Source organism: Paenibacillus sp. D51F (assembly GCF_053345695.1).
The window spans coordinates 565468-588130 of sequence record NZ_JBKFAO010000001.1 but is presented as its reverse complement, the minus strand read 5'-3'; the positions used below and the strand labels follow the sequence as shown (position 1 = coordinate 588130).

Sequence of the window (22663 nt, the reverse complement as noted above, 5' to 3'; positions counted from 1 at the left end):
AGGCTCAGCCCTTCAGCCGAAGGGCCAGCATGCCCAGGTATTCCTTGAGAGCCGTGGAGCTGGCAGCCATGGCGCCGCCGGAGGGGAGCAGCTTGCTCCAATAGAAGACGGCATCGGCCGGCGCCCCATAGTCGACTGGATAGGGAAGGGGCGTGAGCCCGGCTTGCCGGAACGTCTCCACCGAACGGCTCATATGGAAAGCAGAAGTGACCAGAACGGGACGGCTGAACCCTTGGGCCTCCATCAGCACCTTGCTGTAAGCGGCATTCTGCTCCGTATTGAGCGAACGGTTCTCAAGGAAGATGCTCTCGGCGGGAACTCCGAGCTGGCGCAGCTGCCTGCCCGCGATGTCCGCTTCATTGCCGCTGTCCGGAAATACCTGGCCGCCGCTGAACAGAATCGGCAGCCCAGTAGCGGCATGCAGCCGGACTGCCGCCAGCAGCCTCGCTTCCCCCGAACCGGACAAGTTGCCGAGTCCTTCGAGATCGGGCGTATCCGGCGTCGCTCCGCCGCCGAGCACGACCAGCACGTCGCCTTGCAGCCGCACATCGGCCGGCGAAGGCTGGGGATAGCGGCTTTCGATGCTGCGCACGAGAGCGTCGCTGGCCAGCCCCGAGCTCATCAAGTACAGCGCGACTAGCAGCAGCAGCGGGAGCCATGTCCATTTGCGGTCCCGGATCCATGCTCTCCAGACGGCGACCCCGAGCAGAAGCAGGAACAATCCGGGTGGAAGGAGCAGGCTGTATACGAATTTGACGAAATAGATCAAGGTATGTCCTCGCTTGAATCCGGGGAAACGGACGAGCGGACGCCAAGAAGGCTTCGACGTCAATTCCCCTTGCTTTTGAAAGTCATCTATTATAAATCATAAAACGGAGCCTGATGGCAAGGAAACTTCTGCAATTTGACATGACTATGTCAGAATAATAGAATAAATACTTTGGGAACGGGGTATGAAAACCGCGCCGTTCCGCATGCTAGAACGATATTTCATCCACTATAGACAAAACCAACGCTCGCCTATATAATACCACTTAAACTACTTGGTTTTATAGGATTTGACAGGCGGTGTTGTTCCGGGAGGGATAAACCTGATTCACTTGCAGGATGTGACGAAAACATACCGCAGCGCTGGCGGCGGAGAAGTAGACGCGATCCGCGACATCACGCTCGATGTCCGCAAAGGCGAGATATTCGGCATTATCGGCCATTCCGGAGCCGGCAAAAGCACGCTGATCCGCTGCATGAATCTGCTGGAGCGTCCGACGCGCGGCACAGTGAAGGTCGGGGAAGTCGTCCTGACCGGTCTGGGAGAACGAGGCTTGCAGCGGGAACGCCGCAAGATCGGCATGATCTTTCAGCATTTCAATCTGCTCTCCAGCGTGACGGTCCGCGACAATATCGCGTTTCCGCTCAAGCTGGCAGGCCAAAAGAAGCCGGCCATCGCCCGCCGCGTGGACGAGCTGCTGACGCTGGTCGGCCTGCAGGCGCACGGGGACAAGTACCCGTCCCAGCTGTCGGGCGGTCAGAAGCAGCGTGTCGGCATCGCGAGGGCGCTCGCTGCCGATCCCGAGGTGCTGCTCTGCGACGAGGCGACTTCCGCGCTCGATCCGCAGACGACGAACAGCATTCTTTCGCTGCTGATGGACATCAACGAGAAGCTGGGGCTGACGATCGTGCTCATCACGCATGAGATGGGCGTCATCCGCTCCATCTGCGACCGCGTCGCGGTCATGGACGCCGGTACGATCGTCGAATTCGGCAACGTGCTCGACGTGTTCCTGAAGCCGTCCCACCCGGTCACGAGGCAGTTCGTCGAAGAGATGTCCGATCTGTCTGACGGCTCGCCGCTGCGGACTCGCGATAATTCGCGGCTTATCCGGCTTCATTTCGTCGGTGAAGAAACCTACCAGCCGGTGCTCTTCGAAGCGCTGAAGGGCAGTCCCGTGCAATGCGCCATTCTCCAAGGAACCGTCTCCCGCATGAAGCATACTCCTTACGGACAGCTTCTTGTCGAACTGAGCGGCGGAGGTCCCGGCGAGGCGGACGCCGTCATCGAATCGCTTCGCGCGAGCGGACTTGACGTGGAGGTGCTGCCGGAATGACCTGGGAGAATATCAATTGGGACGAAATCTGGCAGGCGACGCAGGATACGCTGACGATGATGGTGTTCTCCATGATCTTCACGGTCATTCTGGGCCTCGCGCTCGGCGTCCTGCTGTACTTGACGTCCAGCCGCCAGCTGCTCCACATGCCGGCCCTCTATTCCGTCCTGTCGTTCGTCGTGAACATTCTGAGGTCGGTGCCGTTCATCATCCTGATGATCGCGGTCATGCCGCTCACAGAGGCGGTCGTCAATACGACCATCGGCGTGAAGGGAGCGATTCCGCCGCTCGTCATCGGGGCTGCGCCGTTTTTTGCCCGACTGGTCGAAACGGCGTTGCGGGAAGTCGACAAGGGCGTCATCGAGGCCGCTCAAGCGATGGGAGCTTCCAAATGGGATATCGTCCGCCGCGTGCTGCTGCGGGAATCCCGGCCGGGACTGCTCGCCGCGATCACGGTCACAGCGGTCACGCTCGTATCGTACACCGCGATGATGGGCACCATCGGAGCAGGAGGACTGGGAGACCTGGCGATCCGTTACGGCTATATGCGCTTCCAGACCGACATCATGATCGTGACGGTCGTCATCCTCATCGTGCTGGTCCAGCTGCTCCAGGTTCTGGGAGACTGGCTTGTCCGCCGAATCAGCCGGAGATAAGACAGAGAGAAATTACACTACATTTATCGGAGGGTCATACTCATGAAAAAATGGTTTACTGTCCTTACCTTGTCGCTGCTTGTGCTTGCCCTTGCGGCTTGCGGAGCCAATAACGGCAACAATGCCGGCGGCGCGGCAGAAAACGCTGCTTCCAACGCTGGCGCAGGCGCTTCCGAGCCGATCACTTTGAAAGTCGGAGCCTCGCCGGTTCCCCATGCCGAGATTCTCAACCACATCAAGGATGCGCTGGCCAAAGAAGGCGTCAGCCTTGAAGTCGTCGAGTTCACGGATTACGTCCAGCCGAACGTGCAGCTGTACGAGAAAAAGCTGGATGCGAACTTCTTCCAGCATGTTCCTTACCTGGACGAGTTCAACAAAGAACGCAGCTATGATCTCGTCAGCGTCGGCACGGTGCATGTCGAGCCGATCGGAGCTTACTCCGAAAGCCTCAAGTCGAAGGACGAGCTGAAGGACGGAGCGACAATCGCGATTCCGAACGACGCCACCAACGGCGGCCGCGCGCTCAAGCTGCTGGCCGACAACGGGCTGATCACGCTCAAGGACGGAGCCGGAATCAGCGCCACGGTGAAGGATATCGCGACGAACCCGAAAAACCTGAAGTTCAAAGAGCTTGAAGCCGCCACGCTTCCGCGCGTCCTGAACCAGGTCGACCTCGCGATCATCAACACGAACTACGCTCTCGATGCCAAGCTCAACCCGACGAAGGACGCCCTGTTCATCGAAGGCAAGGAATCCCCTTACGCCAATATCGTCGCCGCCCGTCCGGACAACAAGGATTCCGAAGGCATCCAGAAGCTCATGAAGGTTCTGAACAGCGACGACGTGAAGAAATTCATTGAAGATAAATACGAGGGAGCCATCGTTCCGGCGTTCTGATCCAACCTGCACAGAAAAGGCCTTCGCGCATCGCGCGAAGGCCTTTTTTTGACGGCTGGCGGTCAGAGCACCCGCGCTGCCGATACGAACCGCTTCTGGTAGCCGCTGTCGAAGCTGCTGATGAGGATGCCGTTCACTTTGGAGCCGATCGTGTTGTGGATGAACTTCCCGTTCCCCATGTAGATGCCGACATGTCCGATCGATTTGGAGGAGCCTACGGTGAAGAACATAAGATCGCCCTTGCGAAGATTGGCTTTGCTGACCTTGGTGCCTTGCTTGCTCTGCGCGGTCGATCCCCACTTGAGCGAGACGCCCTGGGAGGCAAAAACGTATTTGGTGAACGAAGAGCAGTCGAAGATGAGCTTCGCAGGATTGTTCGTTCCGTAGACGTATTTGACCTTTCCTTTCAAGGACTCCGCATAGGCAATGATGCGGTCGGCCTTGGCGGATGCTGTCGATGCGGATGCCGAGGCAGCAGCATATGTACTGCTGGCCTGCGCGGCATGAACGGGCTTGGCCGCTGCCGCTGTACCCGCGGCAAGGATGAGGGATAATGCGGCGACGCCGGCGACGGTCTTGCGAAGATGCAGGAAAAGATTCATGATGTTCCTCCTTCTGGCGATGTACGGCTATTCTAGCATCGCTTGATAGAAGGCGGATATTTTCTTAGAGAAGCCTAATCATGCCAAAAAGAGCCAAAAATATAAACCCGCCGTTAGGGCGGGTCAGGATCAAATGGGATCAGTTGTTGCTCAAGCGGCCGGAACGGCCGGGTAGAGAAGATTCTTCCTCTGCTGCGACGTAGCGATTGCGGGCGGCTCCGGTGCCAAGCACGATGACGATGCAGGAGAGGCCGAGCAGGATGGCAAGCACCGGCTTCCAGGAGCCGGACAGATCATGGATGGAGCCGAACACGATCGGTCCGAGCGCCGCCAGCAGGTAGCCGAGCGACTGCGCCATTCCGGACAGCTTCGCTGCTTCCCCGGCGTTCCGCGTGCGGAGGCCGAAGAAGGTGAGGGCCAGCGAAATGGTCGCTCCCTGACTGAGGCCCAACAGCGTGATCCAGAGCCAGGTCATGTCTGTGCTGCCGAACAGGAGCCCGGAATAGCCGCTCAGCGACAGAGCGCCGGACACGAGCACGAGCGGCACCTGGGAGCGCATGCGGCTCGCCCATACCGGCATGAAGAAGGAAGTCGGCAGGCTGACGAACTGCATCAGCGAGAGCATCCAGCCGGCGGCGGAGGCGCTCATCCCATTCTCATGGAATACCGCCGGCAGCCATGCGATCGTCACATAGAAGGTCATGGACTGGATGCCCATGAAGAACGTGATTCTCCAGGCCAGCGGGGAGCGGAACATGCTCGGCGACGACCCTGCCTTATAGGAAGCGGCAGCCGGAGCCGCTTTCCGGGAATATGGAATCCATACGGCAAGCGCGGCAGCGGCCAGCAGCGCCCATATCAGCAGCGCCCCCTTCCATCCCCAGCCCGGCACGGAAGCCAGCGGGACGGATACGCCGGAGGCGGTGGCGGCGAATATGCTCATCGTCACCGAATAGGAGCCGGTCAGAAGTCCGATCCGCGTCGGGAAATCACGTTTGATGATGCTCGGCAGCAGAACGTTGCTGAGAGCGATCGCCAGACCGAGCAGGGCGGTGCCGACGAACAGTCCGGCTGCGGCGGGCAATGTCCGCAGCAGCATGCCCGCAATCAGGAAGAGCAGCCCGTAAAGCAGGGAGCGCTCTGCGCCGAAGCGGTCCGCGATGCGCGGAGCCAGCAGGGACATGGCCGCAAAGGCGATGAGGGGAAGCGAGGTGAGCAGGCCCGACATCTCGCTGCTCAGGCCGTAGCTGCCGCGGATCTGGTCGATCACAGGCCCGACGGAAGTTATGGCTGCGCGCATATTGGCGGCGATCAGCAGGATTCCTGCGATCGCCGACGCAGTCAGAAGCCTGCTTCGGCCGGAAGCAGGCTTGGGAATTTGGCTCATGAATAAGTTCCTTCTTTCCAGGCCCCTCGGTTGACATTGTGTGTGAGCTTTTAGGGTACCAGTAACGTATACTATCCTACTTCACGACTAAAGTAAATAAAGAGATGCTGCTTTCAGCGGCTGCGCAAGTGAAGCCGCCCGGCTTATTTTCTACTGCCATCTAATTAAGATGCCCCGCGGAAGCAAGCTCGGGCTGGCAATCGATGGCGGAGCGGAAAAGTTGGATAATACATGAGGGAAAGGCGAATAATAACCTCGAATTCATGGCTTGCGATGCTGCGCCGCCGGACGGCGCCTGCGATAGCGGCCAGCAAGGGGGAGCATCGATGTCAAACAAAAGCACGCGGCGCGAAGGTTTCAAGAAAATGACGATGTCGCCGAAGGAGTATCAGACGTTCGCCAAGACGAGGGAGCCGTCCCGCTCCGTTTTTAGCAACTGCGTACGCGCCTTTCTGGTCGGCGGCTTCATCTGCCTGATCGGCCAAGGCATCCAGGAATTTTTCATGCATGCCTTCAAAATGCCTGTGGACAAGGCGGCGAACCCGACCGTCGCCGTCTTGATCCTGATCTCCGTCATCCTGACCTGCCTCGGCGTCTATGACAAGATCGCCCAGTGGGCGGGAGCGGGCACGGCGGTGCCGGTCACCGGCTTCGCCAACTCCATGTGCTCGGCAGCGATCGAGCATCGCAGCGAGGGGCTTGTCCTTGGCGTCGGGGCGAATATGTTCAAGCTGGCAGGCTCGGTGATCGTATTCGGCACCGTAGCGGCTTTCTTCGTCGGCATCGCGCATCTCATCCTGGGTACTGGGGGGCAGCCTTAAGATGCAAAGAGGAAAGCAGACCTGGTGGTTCGAGAACCGTCCGGTCATTGTCGGGACGGCTACTGTTGTCGGCCCTGACGAGGGAGAAGGGCCGCTTGCCGCTGATTTCGACCTGATCCACCCTGAACTGGACATGCAGCAGAAGAGCTGGGAGAAGGCGGAGCGGCTGCTGCTGGAGCAGGCTTCGGATCTCGCGCTAAAAAATGCCTCCATGACGAAGGAGCAGCTGGAGTTTTTCGTGGGCGGGGACTTGATGAACCAGATCATCAGCAACACCTTCGCCGCCAGGACGCTGGGCGTGCCCTACCTGGGCGTCTTCGGAGCCTGCTCCACGTCCATGGAGTCGCTGGCGATCGCGTCGCTGATCGTCAACTCGGGCGCGGGCAAATCCGTGCTGGCCGGAACCTGCAGCCACAACTGCACGGCGGAGAAGCAGTTCCGGTATCCGACCGAATACGGGTCGCAGAAGCCGCCTACGGCGCAGTACACGATTACCGGAGCAGGAGCGGCCGTCGTCGCGCCTGCAGGCATCGGACCGGTCGTGGAATGCGCGACGATCGGCCGCATCGTCGATCTCGGCATCACCGATCCCTTCAATATGGGCGCCGCCATGGCGCCGGCTGCGGTCGATACCATCCAGATGCATCTGACGGATACCGGCCGCTCGCCGGGCGATTACGACATGATCGTCACCGGGGATCTGGCGACAGTCGGCCACGGCATCGCCACCGATCTGCTCAAGCGCAACGGAGTCCCGATGGAGCAGACGCAATTCAACGACTGCGGCCTGATGATCTACGATATCGACAAGCAGAAGGTGCAGGCCGGGGGCAGCGGCTGCGCATGCTCGGCAGTCGTCACTTACGGACATCTGCTGAAGCGCGTCCAGTCGGGGGAGCTGAAGCGGATTCTCGTCGTGGCGACGGGAGCGCTCCTTTCGCCGCTGTCGTTCCAGCAGGGCGAGACGATTCCTTGCATCGCGCATGCGGTGTCTATTGAACAAAGCGGGGTGTACGCATGATTTATTTATGGGCGTTTCTGATCGGCGGGGCGATCTGCGTCATCGGGCAGCTCATGTTCGACGTCGGCAAGCTGACGCCGGCGCATACGATGGCGACGCTGGTCGTCGTCGGAGCCATCGTGGACGGCTTCGGCTGGTACGAGCCGCTGATCAAGTTCGCCGGCGCGGGCGTCACGGTTCCGATCACGAGCTTCGGCAACTCGCTCGTTCACGGCGCGCTGACCGAGCTGCACGATACGGGATGGATCGGGGTCATATCCGGAATATTCAAGGTCACCAGCGCAGGCATAAGCGCGGCGATCATCTTCTCCTTCCTGGCCGCTCTCGTCGTCCGTCCGAAGGGATGAGCGAAACATTTTGTTCCTGACTGTCGTATGCATTGGAGAATCCCTCTGTGGGATTCTCCAATTTTTTTTGGAAACGGATGTTATTGTTAGATATAGTCGGTTCTTGTAAACTAATAAAATACCGCTCTCGCAGGGGAAGCAGTCTTCGGAAGGAGTCATGGACATGGAAGTCTACGCATCCGATCTACAGCTGTGCACGGACATTCGCCGCAATCTGGAATCCTGCATCCTCGGCAAGGAGCGCGAGATCGAGCTCGTGCTGATCGCCCTGCTGGCAGGAGGCCATCTGCTGCTCGAAGATGTTCCGGGCACAGGCAAGACCCAGCTCGTCAAGGCTCTCGCCCGCTCCATCGGGGGCGATTTCAGACGCATCCAGTGCAATCCGGATCTGCTGCCTACCGATATTACCGGCCTGACCATCTATCATCCCCGGGAGGAGCAGTTCATCTTCCGTCCGGGTCCGATCATGTCCCATCTCGTCCTTGCGGACGAGATCAACCGCGCGACGACGAAGACCCAGTCCGCTCTCCTGGAGGCGATGGAGGAGAGAAGCATCACGGTGGACGGGGAGACGTATTCGCTGCCGAGTCCGTTCATTCTGATCGCGACCCAGAATCCGATCGAGTTCGAGGGAACGTATCTGCTTCCCGAAGCCCAGATGGACCGCTTCATGATGCGGCTGTCGCTCGGCTATCCGGGAGAAGCCGAGGAGAGGCGCATGGTGCTCAAGCAGGAAAGCGGCCATCCTTCCGATCTGCTCGGCCGGGTCGCCGAGATCGGCGACATCGTCAAGCTCCAGGAGCTGGCGGAGAAGATCCATGTGGACGAAGCGGTCGGAGAATATCTGGTCCGGCTCGTCCGCAGCACCCGCGAGCATGAAGGCGTGCAGCTGGGAGCCAGCCCGCGCGCCGCGGTAGCATTGATGCGGGCCGCCAAAGCCCGCGCGCTGATCGAGAAGCGGGAATACGTCATCCCGGACGACGTCAAGCAACTCGCCGTCCACGTGCTCTCGCACCGGCTCCTGCTGAAGCCGGCCGCGAGGCTTGGCGGCACCCGCGCCGAGACGGTCATCGAGGACGTCATCGGCCGGACCAAGGTGCCGGTCCGGCTGGAGCGCTGACGCATGGGCTTGATCCCTGCAAGGAGGCGCCAGTCCGCCTTCAGGTGGCGGCTGCTGGCGCTGATCTACGTCTCCAGCCTTTTGTACATGCTTTTTCAAGGCGGCAAGACCGCCGTCATGATCTTTTGCATCCTGAACGGACTCATCCTATATATTTCTCTTGGTTATTGGAGCGGAATCCGCGGCATATCGGGCAAGCGCCGGATCAGGGCTTCCGGAGACCAGTCGCCGGCAGCCCAGGCGGTTCTGAGCGCGGGAAGCTCTCAGGAAGTAAGCCTGAGCATGAAGCTGCCCGGCTATTATCCCGTCCCCTACGTGCTTGTCCGGGAACGGCTGCAGCGCAACGGCAGCGAAGAGATCCCGTTCGAGATCAGCTTCGTGCCGAATGTGAAGCGGAGCGGGCAGGCTTCCTACAAGACGCCGCCGCTGGAAAGAGGCATCTACCGGTTTTTGCCGACCGAATGCTCGACGCGCGATTTGTTCGGCTTTTTCGAGCATACCGGCCATTTCGAATCGGCGGATGCTTTCGCCGTGAGGCCGAGGACGATCGAGCTTCGCGGCTGGGAGCGGGTGCGCAGAGGGGCGAAAGGCAATTATTCGCATGCCTCGGCTCCCCGGGCTTCGCGCGAGACGACCCAGATCAACGGCATCCGGGAGTTTCTGCCGGGCGACCGGCTCTCCCGCGTCCATTGGGGGGCGACCGCCAAGACCGGACAGTGGAAATCCAAGGAATTCGAGCGCGAGGCGCTTCCGCGTACGATCGTGCTCCTGGATGCCTGCCGCCGCCAGGCTCCAGGCGCCGAAGCCCGATTCGAGATCGCCGTATCGACGGCGGCGTCCCTGTTCCAGCACGGCCTCCGGCGCAACACGTCCATGGGACTCTGGATCTCATCCCGGGTCCCGGGCATTCTCCGTTCCGGCAGCGGCGGCGATCAGCTTCATCAGGCGATGGATCTGCTCACCGCGGCGGACAACGATGGAGCGGACGGAATCGATGCCGCCTTGTCGGAGGCGGAGGCCGTGCTTGAACGCGGCTCGCTGGCCGTGCTCGTGACGGACGCCGGTCCGGATGAAGTGCGCCGGGCGATGTCCATGCTGTCCCGGCGGGGCATGAATCCTTGCTGCATCAAGATCGAGGACCGTTCCTCCGGAACGAACAGCGCCTCTTTCCACGATTACGGCGGGCCTGTCTATGTGATCTCGAGCCTGGAAGAGCTGCCGGACGCGCTTGACGGAAGGGAGGTCGCCGCCGATGCCTGAAGGCAGGAAAGCCCGCCGCTACCTGGGTGTTGCCCAAGGAATGATCGCAACCTCCGCCCGCTGGTTCGTCATGCTGAGCGGCCTTCTGACAGCCGTCATGATCGCGAGCAGCCTGTCGGTGCTGGAGAAGATCTGGTGGTCCGAGACGTTCCGGGTCGCGTACCTCGTCCTGGGGATGTCCGCCCTGATCGAGCTGCTGCCTTTGCGAAGAATATACCGGATCCTGCTCCAGCTCGCGTCCATCGGCGTCATCCTCTATGCCGCCGCTCCGATACAGTGGACGCCATATGACCCGATTCTCATGGACAGCCGCTTGGCCCATCTGGCCGACAATCTTGCCGCCCTTCATCCGTTTCTGGAAATCGCGCTCGGGGTGTGGATAGTCTACGTTCTCTTCTCGGCCTGGACGCGCATCCGGATCCGAATCGTCGGCTTCACCTCGGTATGCCTGCTTGTCCTGGCGGTGACGGATTCCTTCACGCCGATCTATCTATGGGACAACACGGCCATCGTCATTTTCGCCGGACTGGTCTGGCTGATCGCCGAGCACTTCGCCCGCTTCCAGCGGGACCATCCCGCGAGCTGGACAAGGCTGAAGAGCTATCCTGCGCAGCTTCTCCTGCCGATCGTGCTGGTGCTTTCCCTCGTCATGGCGACGGGATTGTTCGTTCCCGAGATTCCGCCGATCATCAAGGATCCATACACGGTATGGAAGGAAGCCCAGGGCGAGCAAGTCCAGTCTTTCGTAGGGGACAAGGGCGTTGCGCCGGCGAACTCCAGCAAGCAGAGCAACAAGTCGGGCTACAGCCGCGAGGACGGCAAGCTGGGCGGGGGCTTCAACTACGACTATTCTCCGGTCATGACGGTCAAGTCGGACCGCAAGAGCTATTGGAGAGGCGAGACGAAATCGAACTATACCGGAAAAGGATGGGAAGACAGCGAGCTCGAGAAGAACGAGAAGCTCATGCCGTTTGCTGCGGGAGGTGAGCTTGCGTTTGGATGGGATCGTTCCGCTGCCGAAACGGTGGAGATCCATCAAGAGTTCAAGATGGCCCGCAAAGACGTGTTCCCGGTCCTGTTCGGCGCCTCCGCCATCAAAATTCTGGAGTCGTTCAACGGCTCCAAGGACATTTCCGGCTCGAGCGGCTGGTATCCATCCTCGATGGAGCTCCGGTATGAGAACGGTCAGAAGACGTACCCCAAAACCTATTCCCTCGTCTCGGAGCAGACGCTTGTGGACGACGGCGTCAAGTCCGCGCAGGCAATCATTCCGGACCAGCGGCTGCAGGGCATGTACACGCAGCTGCCGATGGATATTCCGGCCCGGGTCACTCAGCTTGGGCGCGATCTGACGTCTGCCGAGCCGACCGATTTCGGCAAGGCTGTCGCTATCGAGGAGTATCTCAAGACGAACTTTCCTTACACCAATCAGCCGGACACGAGCAAGAAGGTCAGCGCCGACTTCGTCGATTCTTTCCTCTTCGAGATTCAGGAAGGCTACTGCGATTACTATTCGTCGGCCATGGCCGTGCTCGCCCGATCCGTGGATCTGCCGACCCGCTGGGTGAAAGGCTATGCTTCCGGCTCGAACCGTGTTCCGATGCCGGGCGGCATGCGCGGCGGGCCTGAGGAGTGGATGGAAAGCGATACCTATACGGTGCGGAACTCCGATGCCCACTCTTGGGTCGAAATCTACTTCCAAGGCTACGGCTGGATTCCGTTCGAGCCGACAGCAGGCTTCGCTTATCCGTATCCGGCGGCAGCCGACGATGCGGCAGCGGCAGCCACCCCGACGCCGGCGCCAAGCGCGGCGCCGGAAATGGACACGGAGGCTTCCGAGGCATCCGGATTCGCCCTTCCGTCCTACGTCTACGTCATCGGGGGCATCGTCCTGGCGGCAGCCGCAGCTGCTGCGGCATTCGTGAACCGGCATATCCTTGCCGAGTCTTGGCGCCGCTGGCGCATCCGCTCGCTGTCTGCCGAGGAGCGGATATCGTGGGATACCGGCCGGTTGATCCGCTCCGCCAGGCGGGGCGGCCTGGTCAAGGAGGATCACGAGACGCTGAGAGAGGCGGTGCTGCGATGGTCGAAGCAGCGCAAGTATCTGCAGCGGGAGCTTCAGGCTATCCTGGCTGATTTCGAGAAAGTGAAATACAGCGGGCAGCCCGTTTCATACGGCGACGCCGAGGTTTTCGCCGGCAAAGTCAAAGGCGTGCTCGGCAGGTTCGGCAAGCCGGGCTGATCCGGGCCGAGCCGGCAAAGTTCGGGAAAGGAACCGCTCCTGTTGACAGGGCGGTTCCTTTTTGCGCCGTTATCCTGTAATATGGTATAGTTTCGTAAGATAGCAGGCTCTAAGCAAGGGAGACTAAGCGATGTTTGAACGGCTGGTGCCGCACATGCGCGTGAAATCTATATATGAAATCGATCTTGATCTGCTGAAGGAGAAGGGTGTTCGAGGCATTATCACCGATCTCGACAACACGCTCGTCGGCGCCCGGATCGCACTGGCGACCCCGGAACTGATCGCCTGGCTCGACAGGGTCAGGGAACTCGGCTTCCAAGTCGTGGTCGTATCCAACAACCACGAGACGCGGGTATCCCGATTCGCCGAACCGCTGGCTATCCCGTTCATCCATGCGGCCCGCAAGCCGTCCACCCAAGCGTTCCGCAAGGCGCTGGCGGTGCTTGGCCTGGAAGCGGAACAGACGGTGGTCGTCGGCGACCAGATGATGACCGATGTATTGGGAGGCAAGCGGATGGGGCTGTATACGATACTCGTAGCTCCCATCTCGCCGGCGGATGAAGGCTTCGGCACCCGGATCAACCGGCTGCTGGAACGGATTGCCCTCTCCCGGCTGCGCCGCAAGGGCCTGTGGCAGGAGGAGGAAACAAGCAAGTGAGCGAAAAACAACTGGACAAGCAAGGATGCGCAGGCTGCGGAGCCGCGCTTCAGTCAGCCAGCAAGGACAAGCCGGGATACGTCCCGGCATCGGCCAAGGGCGGCGAAGCCGTCATCTGCCAGCGGTGCTTCCGCATCCGCAACTACAACGACGCCGTATCGGTGTCCATGGACCATGACGAATTCCTGAGGCTGCTCGGCGGCATCGCATCTACCGACAGCCTCGTCGTGCATATCGTCGACCTGTTCGACTTCGAAGGAAGCATGATCTCCGGCTTGCAGCGCTTCGTGGGCAACAACCCCGTGCTGCTCGTCGTCAACAAGATCGACCTGCTTCCGAAGGGGACGAACTACAACCGCATCCGCAACTGGGTGCAGCGGCAGGCCAAGGCGCAAGGACTGCGCACGGTCGATATCGTCCTGTGCAGCGCCAAGAAAGGCATGGGCTTCGAGCGGGTCGTGGAAGCGGTCGAGGAGCTGCGCGGCCGCCGCGACGTCTACGTCGTCGGCGCCACCAACGTCGGCAAGTCGACGCTCATCAACAGGCTCATCTCCGACTACAGCGATCTGGACCGGGAATTGACCGTATCGCGGTTCCCGGGAACGACGCTCGACGAGATCCGCATCCCGCTTGACGACGGCAAAGCCATCGTCGATACGCCGGGCATCGTGTACCGCTCGCGCTTGACGGAGCTCGTCCCGCGCGGCGTTCTGGGAGCCTTGCTGCCGGACAAGCCGATCAAGCCGCTCGTCTATCAGCTCGATGCCGGCCAGACGCTGTTCTTCGGAAGCCTGATCCGGTTCGATTATGCGGCCGGAGCCAATCTCAGCTTCACGCTGTACACGGCCAATGCGATGAAAGTACACCGGACGAAGATGGAGCGCGCCGACGATCTCTATGCCCAGCACAAGGGCGAGCTGCTTGCCCCGCCTTCGCGGGAAGAGCTCGAGAAGATGCCGGCCTGGACGCGCCATTCCCTGCGCATTCCAAAAGGAAGCGAGTCCGACGTGTTCGTCTCGGGCCTGGGATGGATCCGCGTCAACGGCACCAGCGGAGCGCAGATCGAAGTCTATGCGCCCAAGGGAGTCAAGGTTCTCGTCCGCGAAGCTTTAATCTGACTTAGACGGGAGAGCTGACGGCATGATGGCAAAGACGCATGGGATGGCCGGAATGGAGATCGACAGCCATACGACCTTGTACGGCGTCATCGGCGACCCGATCCGGCATTCCAAATCGCCGGTCATGATGAACCGCGCCTTCCGCGAGACCGGAGTGAACGGCGCTTATGCCGCCTTCCATGTCGCGGCTGACCGGTTAGGCGATTTTTGGGCCGGAGTCAGGGCGATGGGCATCCGCGGCGTCAACGTGACCATTCCGCACAAGCTGGACGTCATGAGCCATCTGGACCATGTCGATGAAGGAGCCCGCTTGATCGGAGCCGTGAACACCGTCGTGAATGAAGGCGGCGTCCTGACCGGCTACAATACGGACGGAATCGGTTATGTCCGTTCCCTTAAGGAAGAGGCGCTGCCCGATCTGCGAGGCAAGCGCATCGCGGTCATCGGAGCCGGAGGGGCCGCCCGCGGCGTGCTGTACGCGCTGCTGAAGGAAGGCCCTGCCGAGGTCGCGGTGCTGAACCGGACGGAGGAGCGCGCCAGAGAGCTGGCGGAAGCCTTTGCCTCGCATGGACAGGTGCGGGCGCTCCCGCAGTCCGGCAGCGAGGCGGAGGACGTTCTCCGCTCAGCCGATCTCGTCGTGAATACGACCTCGATCGGGATGCATCCTAATATAGACGCATGCCCTGTCGACGTATCGCTGCTGCGGCCGGACGCGGTCGCAAGCGACCTGATCTACAACCCGCTTGAAACCGCATGGCTGGCCCAAGCCCGCAGCCTCGGCCTCCGCACGCATGGCGGACTCGGCATGTTTATCTACCAAGGCGCTTACGCCTTTGAATACTGGACCGGCATACCGGCTCCGACCGGAGCGATGAGGGAAGCCGTCCTGCAGGCGATGCAGGAGAAGTCCGCACCATAGAGAGGTATGTGATTTTATGTTGACAGGCAAACAAAAACGACATCTGCGCTCGATGGCGCATCATCTGACCCCGATTTTCCAAATCGGCAAAGGCGGCTTCAACGAGCAGCTGGTCAAGCATGTCGAGGAAGCGATCGAGAAGCGCGAGCTGCTCAAGGTCAATCTCCTCAACAACTGCGACGAGGATGCGCGCGAAGTCGGCGCCCAGCTGGCGCAAGGCTCCGGCTCGGAGCTCGTGCAGGTGATCGGCAAGACGATCGTATTGTACAAGGAATCGAAGGACTACAAGACGATCGTGCTTCCCCGCTAGGCTGCACCTTCCGCAATACCGAAGCTGCCGGGCATGGGGAGGAGGGGATACAATGCGCAAGGCAGGCATCATGGGAGGCACGTTCGATCCCATTCATATCGGACACATGATCGCTGCGGAGAGGGCGAAGGAAGCATGCGGGCTGGACGAGATGCTGTTCATCCCCAATGCCGGGCCTCCTCTCAAGGACCGCGCTCCGGGGGCTTCTCCGGAAGACCGCTGGAGCATGGTCCGGCTGGCCGTTCAAGCCCATCCCGGCTTCCGGGCGCTGGATATCGAGCTGAAGCGCGGCGGAATCAGCTACATGTACGATACCGTCCTGCAGCTGCAAGAAGAGATGCCGAAGACGGAATTCCATCTCATCATCGGAACGGACCGGATCGGGGATCTGCCGAAATGGCACCGGATCGGCGAGCTTGCGGAGAGGATCATCTTCATCGGCGTCGACCGGCCGTCCGACGACGGCGATCCGGCGGCATCCGCGACCGCTGCGGCCGGCAGACTGCCGGCCAAGCTGAGAGAGCGTCTGCTGCTGGCTTCGATGCCGCGGCTGGCGATTTCCTCGACGGCGATCCGGGCCCGCCTCGGAGCGGGCTTGTCGGTCCGGTACCTCGTGCCGGAGCCGGCGCTTGATTACCTTCTGGAGAAGGGACTGTACCGCCATGATGGATAAGCAGCAGATGATCGAATCGATTCGCTCCGGCATGCCTGAGCGCCGCTGGCAGCATGTGCAGGGCGTCATCTCGACGTCCATCGTGCTCGCCGGGCGGTTCGGAGCCGATCCGGACAAGGCGGAGTTGGCCGCCATCCTGCACGATCTGGCCAAATACTGGCCGGTGGACCGGATGGAGGAAGCGATCCGGGAGGAGAGCGCCGACCTCGGCATCCTGTCTTACGACAAGGAGCTGTGGCATGCGCCCGCAGGGGCCTGGATATCCCGCAGGGACTACGGCGTTACGGATATCGAGGTGCTCGACGCCGTCCGTTACCATACTTCCGGCCGGGCCGGCATGACGCTGCTGGACAAAGTGGTCTGTCTCGCGGACTACATGGAGCCGGGGCGGGACTTCCCCGGCGTGGACGGCATCCGGGTGCTTGCCGAGACCGACCTCGATGCCGCGCTTAGAGCCGGTTTCGATTCTACGATACGATTTTTGCTGGAGAAGGGAAAAATAATCTATCCCCTGACACTGGCTGCACGGAACGACCTGATCACGACTATAACCAATAGACATTAGGAGGCAACTGAATGGCCCTGAATTCCGAACAACTGCTGCAGGCCGCCGTCGAGGCGGCCGAAGATAAAAAAGCGGGCAACGTCGTCGCGCTCAACCTCAAGGATATTTCCCTCGTCGCGGATTATTTCGTCATCTGCCACGGCAATTCCGATACGCAAGTGCAAGCGATCGCCACGGAGATCCGCAAGCGCGCCCAGGAGGGCGGCGTGACGATGCGCGGCCTTGAAGGCATGGATACAGCACGCTGGGTGCTGATCGACCTCGGAGACGTTGTCGTGCACGTATTCCACCGCGAAGAGCGCGACTATTACAGCCTGGAGAGACTGTGGTCCGACGCCAAGGTCGTGGAGTTCGCATGACTCCTTATGCCGGACAAACATTGAAGCTGAGGGTGGCGCGCGAAGTGTCGCCCTTCGGCTTTTTTCTAAGCCTCGGAGACGAAGAGGATACGGAAGTTCTGCTGCACTACAGCGAGACGAACGGACATAAGCCGAAGGAAGGGCAGGAGCTGGAAGTGTTCCTGTTCCACGATACCGACGACCGTCTGTCCGCGACGATGAAAAAGCCGCTGATCCAGCTCGGCGAGCTGAAGCGGCTGGCTGTCGCGGACATCCACCCGCGACTCGGCTGCTTCCTCGAGATCGGCCTCGGCCGCCAGCTGCTGCTGCCGCTCTCGGAGCTGCCGGAGCTCGTCGACCTCCGTCCGCTGCCGGGCGATGAAGTGTACGTCACGCTGTCGCATGACAAAAGCGGCCGCCTGCTGGGCAAGCTCGCGCGCGAGGACGATCTGGCGGGGCATGTATTCCCGGTTCCGTCGACATGGCGCAACGAATGGAAGGAAGGCTGGGTCAGCCGCACGCTGCAGATGGGGTCCTTCGTCGTCCTGGACGGCGATGTCATCGGATTCGGAGCTTACGGCATGATTCCGGCATCCGAGCGTCCGGAGCCGCTGCGCCTTGGCCAGCGCGTGCGCGCCCGGGTCACCTTCGTCCGCGAGGACGGCCGCGCCAACCTGTCGATGGGCCAGCTCAAGCAGGTCGGCCGCCTGGAGGACGCGGACCGCATCCTCGCGTTCATCAAGGAGCGTCCGGGACAGGCGATGCCTTACTCCGACGAGACTCCTCCGGAGATCATCAAGAATAAGTTCGGCATCAGCAAGGGGGCGTTCAAGCGGGCCGTCGGCAAGCTGATGCGCGAAGGGCTCGTCCGCCAGGAAGGCAACTGGACGAAGCTGGTCACGGAAGCCGAGAGCGGCGCCCCGGCAGACGTCAAGGCGTCTGAGGAGAACGGCGGAGCCGAATAGCTTTCGCTCGGAGACGGCAACTTCGCTTGCGGGTTGGTGCTTGATGATCGGGGCAGCAGGCAAGGGCTCTGCCGATGCTGCGATAGAGCTCATTCCCGTTCAGCGGAAGAGTTGAGGGCAGGCGATGCCCCGCCATTCATCGGCAGCACCTGATAGCTTGATACGACTGATGCTCGCTTAGTGGAAGCGTCTGCCTTGCAAATGTGTTTGCTTAGGAGGTTTTGCCATGAGGGCTTACCGCCAATTCGCCGGCGTCTACGACCGGCTGATGGAAGATATGCCATATCCGGACTGGATCCGGTTCATGAGGGAATGCTGGGAGAGTTATGGCGTGCCGGAAAGCATCGCTGATCTCGGCTGCGGTACCGGCAGCCTGTCGATTCCGCTCGCCAAGTCAGGCTTCCGCGTCTATGGAATCGACCTGTCTGCGGACATGCTGTCCATCGCCCGCAGCAAGTGGGACGAGACGCCTCAGCAGGCGATCCGGTCGAATGCGGGCTCCGTCCGCTGGCTGCAGCAGGACATGCGGGACTGGGAGCTGCCGGATTCAGTGGACGCCGCAATCAGCTTTTGCGACTGCCTGAATTACTTGACGGAAGAAGAAGATATCGAAGCGGCCTTCAAGGCGACATTCCGGGGACTTAAGGACGGCGGCATATTCCTGTTCGATGTCCATGCGCCGTCCACGCTGAGGCGGTATGCGGAAGAGCAGCCGTTCTTCCTCGACGAGAGGGATGTCGGCTACATCTGGACCTCCGAGCTGGAGGAAGACCGCATCGAGATCCGCCATCATCTTACGATATTTGCCAAGGATGCGGGAGACCGCGACGGGCGCTTCATCCGCTTCGAGGAAACCCATCTGCAGCGCGCCTACGATCCCGACTGGATCGTCCGGGCTCTGAAGGCAGCCGGCTTCAGCCGGGTGGACCGCTATGGAGACTTCAGGCTGAGGGAGCCGGTGCCGGATTCGGAGCGGCTGTTTTTTGCGGCGGTGAAATAAAAAAAGGCTGAAAAGTAGACGAGACAGGTCCGCTTTTCAGCCTTTTAAAAATTTTAAGATGGAAACTAGCTTAATACATGGCAGAACGAATTTATGGAACAAGAGTAACTAGGATTAGCTTGAGCAGAAGCCAAAGAGGCAAACGGGAGCGCCAGAACAGCAATCAGACCTAACATCAGCATCATCTTTTTCAACATAATCACCTCCGATTTGATTGATAATCTTAATATAATATAAAAATGGAAATATTAATATATTTTTGTAAGATTCATGGAAGGTAAGAATATTAGATTTTTTGCTCGGATATCTCTAAATATCGTCAAAAGCGTGCCTACGATCCCGACTGGATCGTCCGGGCTCTGAAGGCCGCCGGCTTCAGCCGGGTGGACCGGTATGGCGACTTCAGGCTGAGAGAGCCGGTGCCGGATTCGGAGCGGCTGTTTTTTTGCGGCGGTGAAATAGATTTCAAAAAGGCTGCTCACTCGACATGCGTCGAGAGAGCAGCCTAACTGAATTTTAATAATTTTTCTCCAAACACGTAATAGGGGAGGTATAGCAGTATTGAGGAGCTGCAGCAGCAGAAGCTAGGGAAGCGAATGGAAGGGCCAGCATTGCCGTCAAACCAATCATGAGAACCATTTTCTTCAGCGTAATCACCTCAAAATTCCATTTATTTCAATATATTTTAAAATATGAAACAGGATAGACGAATGTAATCTATGTGTTAGGAAAATTTGTTTTAAATAGAAGAGGTTGTAAAACCTCTCCTTTTTCGGAGAATTTTAGCTCTTCTTTGGATCAGCGGTGGAAACCTATCCTCTTGAAAACCTACTTGACTTCAAATACATTGAACATTCCCGTCATGCCGGGAGCATGGTTCTTGAATCCAAACGTTTCATAGAATGCTTCCTTGCCTTCCGCAGCGAACAGTCCCGTAAAAGCGATGCCGCTGTCCAGCTTGCTCTGTCGAACGTAGTCGAGCAGGTCTTCCATGATTCTTTTTCCGATTCCGCGGCCTTGATGCTCCGGGTGGACGGCGACATCCTGGATATAGAAATACATGACGCCGTCGCCGACGATCCGGCCCATTCCGACGGCTTCGCCGTCCAGCTCGGCTACTACGGCATAACGGGATTGGGGAATGGAATTCCGGACCATTCCGGCATCTACATGTCCCCACCCCACGGCTTGCCACAGGGAGATGAACTCCTCTACGGAAGGCTGACGCTCTTTTATGACGATGGATTTGAAGTTCATTGGCCCAACCACCTTTTGTTTATTTTTCAGGCGGCTTGGATACCCGCCCTCTATCAGAGGCATCGGTTCAGCTCCATGTTCTTCAACCCCTTTCATTGAATTCCTGATCGGCTCATGAGAAGCCGATTGCAGTACCTGCCGTTTTTGTAAACCTCATCCCTCAGGATACCATGCCGTCCCGGCGAAAGCCTCATTTCTCGTACCAGCGGATGCCCCGCAGCAGGACTGATTTTCCAATGAGCCTGATAGAACCCCTCTACCGTCGTTGAAGGCGACATGGTATACTTTCCCGAATCAGAGATTCGTTGCCGATCTGTAAATTCCCTTTAATAGGGAAATGCCCGCATTGAGGATAATGGATAGAGAAATAGAGGGGGAAGAACGATGGCGAATGTGAGGCTGGCGGTTCCGCACTTGCGGCTGGAAAAGGAATATATGGACTTTTACGAGGAATGGGTTGAGAGCGGAGAAAACATGGTTCCCTGGGTCATCGCGAAGGATCCGGCGGACTTCGCCGGGATGGTGGATTGGCTGGGGAAAAACAGCGCCGGCATCGGACTTCCGGAGGGCTGGGTGCCGGATTCGACGTTCTGGCTCGTCGATGAGACCGAGCGAGTGCTCGGAGCCGTCAACATCCGTCATGGCCTGACGCCGTTTCTGCTGACGAGCGGCGGTCATATCGGCTATGGCATCCGGCCTTCCGAGAGGCGCAAGGGCTATGCGACGGAGCTGTTGAGGCTGGCGCTGGAGAAGACATCCGAGCTCGGCATCGCCAAGGTGCTGGTCGTATGCGACCGCTCCAACGAGGCTTCGGCGAAGACAATCTTGAACAACGGGGGAGTGGAGGATGCTCCGCATACCGAGGAGAACGGGAATGTTGTTCGGAGATTCTGGATCGGCAGATAACTTCGTTCAGCCCTGTCTGAATGGACTCCGGAACTTCAAGCATGGAGCTGCCGAGAGGCTCTACGTGGACAGCCGTGTTGCCCGAGGCCGCATACGGCTTCGTCTTGCCTGTCCCGAGGGAGATCGAGTCGTCCGCCATCTCATCCTTACCGTCGATTATCGAACGATGGCTATGCTTTCATACGGGGACGAAAGCAGCAATGGGATGCGGATGAGAACCGGAGGCTCCGGATTCGGAAGCTTCCCCTTTTGCATTGCTGAAGCCAACAGCTTCCGAAACACCAAAAAGCCGGCATTCCTAGGGAATGCCGGCTAGTCTTTTGGAATCAAGGATTGGTCGTCCAGATGCCTGCGGTCTTGATGAATACGCGGTCCGGCAGCTTGAGCGTGGCGACGATCAGCTCGGCGACGTCCTCCGGCTGCAGGATGTCGTTATCGCTGTCGTTGCCCTTGAGCAGGCCGTTCGCGGAAGCGAGCGGTGTATTGACCGTGCTTGGCGTCAGCGCCGTGACGCGGATGTTCGACTTGCGGACCTCCTGCATGAGCGCCTCGGTGAAGCCCATGACGGCGAACTTGGAGGCGTTGTAGGCGGAGCCTGTCGCGAAGCCGCGCTCGCCTGCAGTGGAGGCAATGTTGAGAATGGCACCGCTTTTGCGCTCCAGCATGGAAGGAAGCACGGCATGGGTGACGTAATAGGTGCCGAACAGATTGATGCGGACGATCCGCTCCCATTCGGCCGGATCCATCTCGGCTACCGTGCCGAAGGTGGCGACTCCGGCGTTGTTGATCAGGACGTCGACGCTGCCCAGCTCATTGGCCAGGCCTTTGGCGGCATCGGCCGCCTCGGAGGCGTCGGAGATGTCGGCGACGGCGTAATGGACGCTTATGCCGTATTGGGAGGTCAGCTCCCTTGCCAGCGATGCCAGTTCGGACTCGGTGCGGGATATCAGGCCCAGATTGACGCCTTCCTTGGCGAGAGCGATCGCGGCCGCACGGCCGATGCCTTTGCCGGCTCCGGTGATGAGGGCCGTCTTATTTTTCAATTCCAATGGAATCTCTCCTGTCTATGTAGAATGGACTTGCACAGCATTTTTATTATATAGGAAGGCTGGATGAGGAACAAATGAAGAAGTCATGAGCGAGCGCCATGATGCGCCGCAGGATTCGACTGCCGTCGACGGCTTCTTGACTCCCGGTCTGCAATCCACTATAATCGGACTTAAATTAGCCATATTGGCGTTGAAGAGGAGCAGTAAGCCGCATCGCGTGGACTTAGAGAGCCGGCATCAGTTGGTGCAAGCCGGACCCGCAGCGTGCCGAATCTCGCCTCGGAGCCGCAAGGTCAATTCCGGATTCGGAGCAGCCTTGCCGCATGGCCCGCGTTAAGGGCTTCATGAGTGGGTGTCCGCGGCAAAGCATGCCGGGCGCCAACTAGGGTGGTACCACGGGAATTCAAACCTCTCGTCCCTAGCGATTAATCGCTGGGACGGGAGGTT

General features: G+C 59.6%; 24 protein-coding genes and 1 other annotated feature. Of the genes, 19 read left to right on the top strand and 5 right to left on the bottom strand.

Translation table 11 applies throughout. From position 1 onward, the window contains the following. Positions 1-4 precede the first annotated feature (4 nt). Entirely contained in the window at positions 5-769 is a 765-nt protein-coding gene (locus tag ACLBWT_RS02790) for a YdcF family protein (protein ID WP_447661545.1), read from the bottom strand. Between the two features lie 322 nt (positions 770-1091). Here ACLBWT_RS02790 and ACLBWT_RS02785 point away from each other — a divergent pair, with 322 nt between their 5' ends. The 3 genes from ACLBWT_RS02785 to ACLBWT_RS02775 are packed head-to-tail and all read left to right on the top strand — an operon-like array spanning position 1092 to position 3658. After that, a complete protein-coding gene (locus ACLBWT_RS02785; RefSeq protein WP_447661684.1) occupies positions 1092-2105 on the top strand; it encodes a methionine ABC transporter ATP-binding protein in 1014 nt (337 codons plus the stop codon). Beyond that, complete coding sequence (locus tag ACLBWT_RS02780; RefSeq protein WP_447661544.1) at positions 2102-2761, top strand: methionine ABC transporter permease; 660 nt, start codon at positions 2102-2104, stop codon at positions 2759-2761. Before ACLBWT_RS02785 ends, ACLBWT_RS02780 begins: the two co-directional genes overlap by 4 nt. A 42-nt stretch (positions 2762-2803) precedes the next feature. Next, positions 2804-3658: a MetQ/NlpA family ABC transporter substrate-binding protein gene (locus ACLBWT_RS02775; RefSeq protein WP_447661543.1), complete on the top strand. Its 855-nt coding sequence runs from the start codon at positions 2804-2806 to the stop codon at positions 3656-3658. A gap of 62 nt (positions 3659-3720) precedes the next feature. On the opposite strand, the gene ACLBWT_RS02770 is transcribed toward ACLBWT_RS02775, so the two are convergent. Beyond that, positions 3721-4260, bottom strand: coding sequence for a C40 family peptidase (locus tag ACLBWT_RS02770; RefSeq protein ID WP_447661542.1), 540 nt, complete (start codon positions 4258-4260; stop codon positions 3721-3723). A 139-nt stretch (positions 4261-4399) separates the two neighbouring features. Next, complete coding sequence (locus tag ACLBWT_RS02765; protein ID WP_447661541.1) at positions 4400-5647, bottom strand: CynX/NimT family MFS transporter; 1248 nt, start codon at positions 5645-5647, stop codon at positions 4400-4402. A 326-nt stretch (positions 5648-5973) separates the two neighbouring features. On the opposite strand from ACLBWT_RS02765, the gene spoVAC reads away from it, so the two are divergent. The 15 genes from spoVAC to ACLBWT_RS02690 all read left to right on the top strand — a co-directional run bounded on the left by spoVAC (position 5974) and on the right by ACLBWT_RS02690 (position 19004). Next, positions 5974-6468, top strand: a complete 495-nt coding sequence (gene spoVAC / locus ACLBWT_RS02760) for a stage V sporulation protein AC (protein ID WP_447661540.1) — start codon at positions 5974-5976, stop codon at positions 6466-6468. A 1-nt stretch (position 6469) separates the two neighbouring features. Further along, on the top strand, positions 6470-7489 hold the full coding sequence (gene spoVAD / locus ACLBWT_RS02755; RefSeq protein WP_447661539.1) for a stage V sporulation protein AD: 1020 nt from the start codon (positions 6470-6472) through the stop codon (positions 7487-7489). Continuing rightward, positions 7486-7836 carry a stage V sporulation protein AE gene (gene spoVAE / locus ACLBWT_RS02750; RefSeq protein WP_447661538.1) on the top strand — a complete coding sequence of 117 codons (351 nt, stop codon included), beginning with the start codon at positions 7486-7488 and terminating at the stop codon, positions 7834-7836. The genes spoVAD and spoVAE overlap by 4 nt, the downstream gene beginning before the upstream one ends. A gap of 163 nt (positions 7837-7999) precedes the next feature. Further along, complete coding sequence (locus tag ACLBWT_RS02745; protein ID WP_447661537.1) at positions 8000-8956, top strand: AAA family ATPase; 957 nt, start codon at positions 8000-8002, stop codon at positions 8954-8956. Positions 8957-8959: 3 nt separating this feature from the next. Further along, positions 8960-10216, top strand: a complete 1257-nt coding sequence (locus ACLBWT_RS02740) for a DUF58 domain-containing protein (RefSeq protein ID WP_447661536.1) — start codon at positions 8960-8962, stop codon at positions 10214-10216. Next, positions 10209-12458, top strand: a complete 2250-nt coding sequence (locus ACLBWT_RS02735) for a DUF4129 domain-containing transglutaminase family protein (RefSeq protein ID WP_447661535.1) — start codon at positions 10209-10211, stop codon at positions 12456-12458. The genes ACLBWT_RS02740 and ACLBWT_RS02735 overlap by 8 nt, the downstream gene beginning before the upstream one ends. A gap of 130 nt (positions 12459-12588) precedes the next feature. Continuing rightward, on the top strand, positions 12589-13116 hold the full coding sequence (locus ACLBWT_RS02730; protein WP_021879578.1) for a YqeG family HAD IIIA-type phosphatase: 528 nt from the start codon (positions 12589-12591) through the stop codon (positions 13114-13116). Further along, on the top strand, positions 13113-14234 hold the full coding sequence (yqeH, locus tag ACLBWT_RS02725) for a ribosome biogenesis GTPase YqeH (RefSeq protein ID WP_447661534.1): 1122 nt from the start codon (positions 13113-13115) through the stop codon (positions 14232-14234). The genes ACLBWT_RS02730 and yqeH overlap by 4 nt, the downstream gene beginning before the upstream one ends. A gap of 22 nt (positions 14235-14256) precedes the next feature. Then, entirely contained in the window at positions 14257-15153 is an 897-nt protein-coding gene (gene aroE / locus ACLBWT_RS02720) for a shikimate dehydrogenase (RefSeq protein WP_447661533.1), read from the top strand. Positions 15154-15169: 16 nt separating this feature from the next. After that, positions 15170-15463: a ribosome assembly RNA-binding protein YhbY gene (gene yhbY, locus ACLBWT_RS02715; protein ID WP_447661532.1), complete on the top strand. Its 294-nt coding sequence runs from the start codon at positions 15170-15172 to the stop codon at positions 15461-15463. A gap of 52 nt (positions 15464-15515) precedes the next feature. Beyond that, positions 15516-16136, top strand: a complete 621-nt coding sequence (nadD, locus tag ACLBWT_RS02710) for a nicotinate-nucleotide adenylyltransferase (RefSeq protein ID WP_447661531.1) — start codon at positions 15516-15518, stop codon at positions 16134-16136. Next, positions 16129-16701, top strand: a complete 573-nt coding sequence (gene yqeK / locus ACLBWT_RS02705; protein WP_447661683.1) for a bis(5'-nucleosyl)-tetraphosphatase (symmetrical) YqeK — start codon at positions 16129-16131, stop codon at positions 16699-16701. Before nadD ends, yqeK begins: the two co-directional genes overlap by 8 nt. Positions 16702-16712: 11 nt before the next feature. Continuing rightward, positions 16713-17060 (top strand): ribosome silencing factor, encoded by a 348-nt coding sequence (gene rsfS, locus ACLBWT_RS02700; protein ID WP_447661530.1) that lies wholly within the window; start codon positions 16713-16715, stop codon positions 17058-17060. Continuing rightward, positions 17057-18004, top strand: a complete 948-nt coding sequence (locus tag ACLBWT_RS02695; protein ID WP_447661529.1) for a CvfB family protein — start codon at positions 17057-17059, stop codon at positions 18002-18004. Before rsfS ends, ACLBWT_RS02695 begins: the two co-directional genes overlap by 4 nt. A 226-nt stretch (positions 18005-18230) precedes the next feature. Then, positions 18231-19004, top strand: coding sequence for a class I SAM-dependent DNA methyltransferase (locus ACLBWT_RS02690; RefSeq protein WP_447661528.1), 774 nt, complete (start codon positions 18231-18233; stop codon positions 19002-19004). Between the two features lie 828 nt (positions 19005-19832). On the opposite strand, the gene ACLBWT_RS02685 is transcribed toward ACLBWT_RS02690, so the two are convergent. Further along, complete coding sequence (locus ACLBWT_RS02685; protein WP_447661527.1) at positions 19833-20261, bottom strand: GNAT family N-acetyltransferase; 429 nt, start codon at positions 20259-20261, stop codon at positions 19833-19835. Positions 20262-20645: 384 nt separating this feature from the next. Here ACLBWT_RS02685 and ACLBWT_RS02680 point away from each other — a divergent pair, with 384 nt between their 5' ends. After that, positions 20646-21167 (top strand): GNAT family N-acetyltransferase, encoded by a 522-nt coding sequence (locus ACLBWT_RS02680; protein WP_447661526.1) that lies wholly within the window; start codon positions 20646-20648, stop codon positions 21165-21167. Positions 21168-21493: 326 nt separating this feature from the next. On the opposite strand, the gene ACLBWT_RS02675 is transcribed toward ACLBWT_RS02680, so the two are convergent. Continuing rightward, positions 21494-22216, bottom strand: coding sequence for a 3-ketoacyl-ACP reductase (locus ACLBWT_RS02675; protein WP_447661525.1), 723 nt, complete (start codon positions 22214-22216; stop codon positions 21494-21496). A gap of 181 nt (positions 22217-22397) precedes the next feature. Continuing rightward, positions 22398-22639, top strand: a binding site (T-box leader). Positions 22640-22663 lie beyond the last annotated feature (24 nt).

Excerpts from the sequence above, each read along its gene's own strand:
- ACLBWT_RS02780 (WP_447661544.1), top strand. The coding sequence starts at position 2,102 with ATGACCTGGGAGAATATCAATTGGGACGAAATCTGGCAGGCGACGCAG.
- ACLBWT_RS02775 (WP_447661543.1), top strand. The coding sequence starts at position 2,804 with ATGAAAAAATGGTTTACTGTCCTTACCTTGTCGCTGCTTGTGCTTGCC.
- ACLBWT_RS02770 (WP_447661542.1), bottom strand. The coding sequence starts at position 4,260 with ATGAATCTTTTCCTGCATCTTCGCAAGACCGTCGCCGGCGTCGCCGCA.
- ACLBWT_RS02765 (WP_447661541.1), bottom strand. The coding sequence starts at position 5,647 with ATGAGCCAAATTCCCAAGCCTGCTTCCGGCCGAAGCAGGCTTCTGACT.
- spoVAC (WP_447661540.1), top strand. The coding sequence starts at position 5,974 with ATGTCAAACAAAAGCACGCGGCGCGAAGGTTTCAAGAAAATGACGATG.
- spoVAD (WP_447661539.1), top strand. The coding sequence starts at position 6,470 with ATGCAAAGAGGAAAGCAGACCTGGTGGTTCGAGAACCGTCCGGTCATT.
- spoVAE (WP_447661538.1), top strand. The coding sequence starts at position 7,486 with ATGATTTATTTATGGGCGTTTCTGATCGGCGGGGCGATCTGCGTCATC.
- ACLBWT_RS02745 (WP_447661537.1), top strand. The coding sequence starts at position 8,000 with ATGGAAGTCTACGCATCCGATCTACAGCTGTGCACGGACATTCGCCGC.
- ACLBWT_RS02740 (WP_447661536.1), top strand. The coding sequence starts at position 8,960 with ATGGGCTTGATCCCTGCAAGGAGGCGCCAGTCCGCCTTCAGGTGGCGG.
- ACLBWT_RS02735 (WP_447661535.1), top strand. The coding sequence starts at position 10,209 with ATGCCTGAAGGCAGGAAAGCCCGCCGCTACCTGGGTGTTGCCCAAGGA.
- ACLBWT_RS02730 (WP_021879578.1), top strand. The coding sequence starts at position 12,589 with ATGTTTGAACGGCTGGTGCCGCACATGCGCGTGAAATCTATATATGAA.
- aroE (WP_447661533.1), top strand. The coding sequence starts at position 14,257 with ATGATGGCAAAGACGCATGGGATGGCCGGAATGGAGATCGACAGCCAT.
- yhbY (WP_447661532.1), top strand. The coding sequence starts at position 15,170 with ATGTTGACAGGCAAACAAAAACGACATCTGCGCTCGATGGCGCATCAT.
- nadD (WP_447661531.1), top strand. The coding sequence starts at position 15,516 with ATGCGCAAGGCAGGCATCATGGGAGGCACGTTCGATCCCATTCATATC.
- yqeK (WP_447661683.1), top strand. The coding sequence starts at position 16,129 with ATGGATAAGCAGCAGATGATCGAATCGATTCGCTCCGGCATGCCTGAG.
- rsfS (WP_447661530.1), top strand. The coding sequence starts at position 16,713 with ATGGCCCTGAATTCCGAACAACTGCTGCAGGCCGCCGTCGAGGCGGCC.
- ACLBWT_RS02695 (WP_447661529.1), top strand. The coding sequence starts at position 17,057 with ATGACTCCTTATGCCGGACAAACATTGAAGCTGAGGGTGGCGCGCGAA.
- ACLBWT_RS02690 (WP_447661528.1), top strand. The coding sequence starts at position 18,231 with ATGAGGGCTTACCGCCAATTCGCCGGCGTCTACGACCGGCTGATGGAA.
- ACLBWT_RS02685 (WP_447661527.1), bottom strand. The coding sequence starts at position 20,261 with ATGAACTTCAAATCCATCGTCATAAAAGAGCGTCAGCCTTCCGTAGAG.
- ACLBWT_RS02680 (WP_447661526.1), top strand. The coding sequence starts at position 20,646 with ATGGCGAATGTGAGGCTGGCGGTTCCGCACTTGCGGCTGGAAAAGGAA.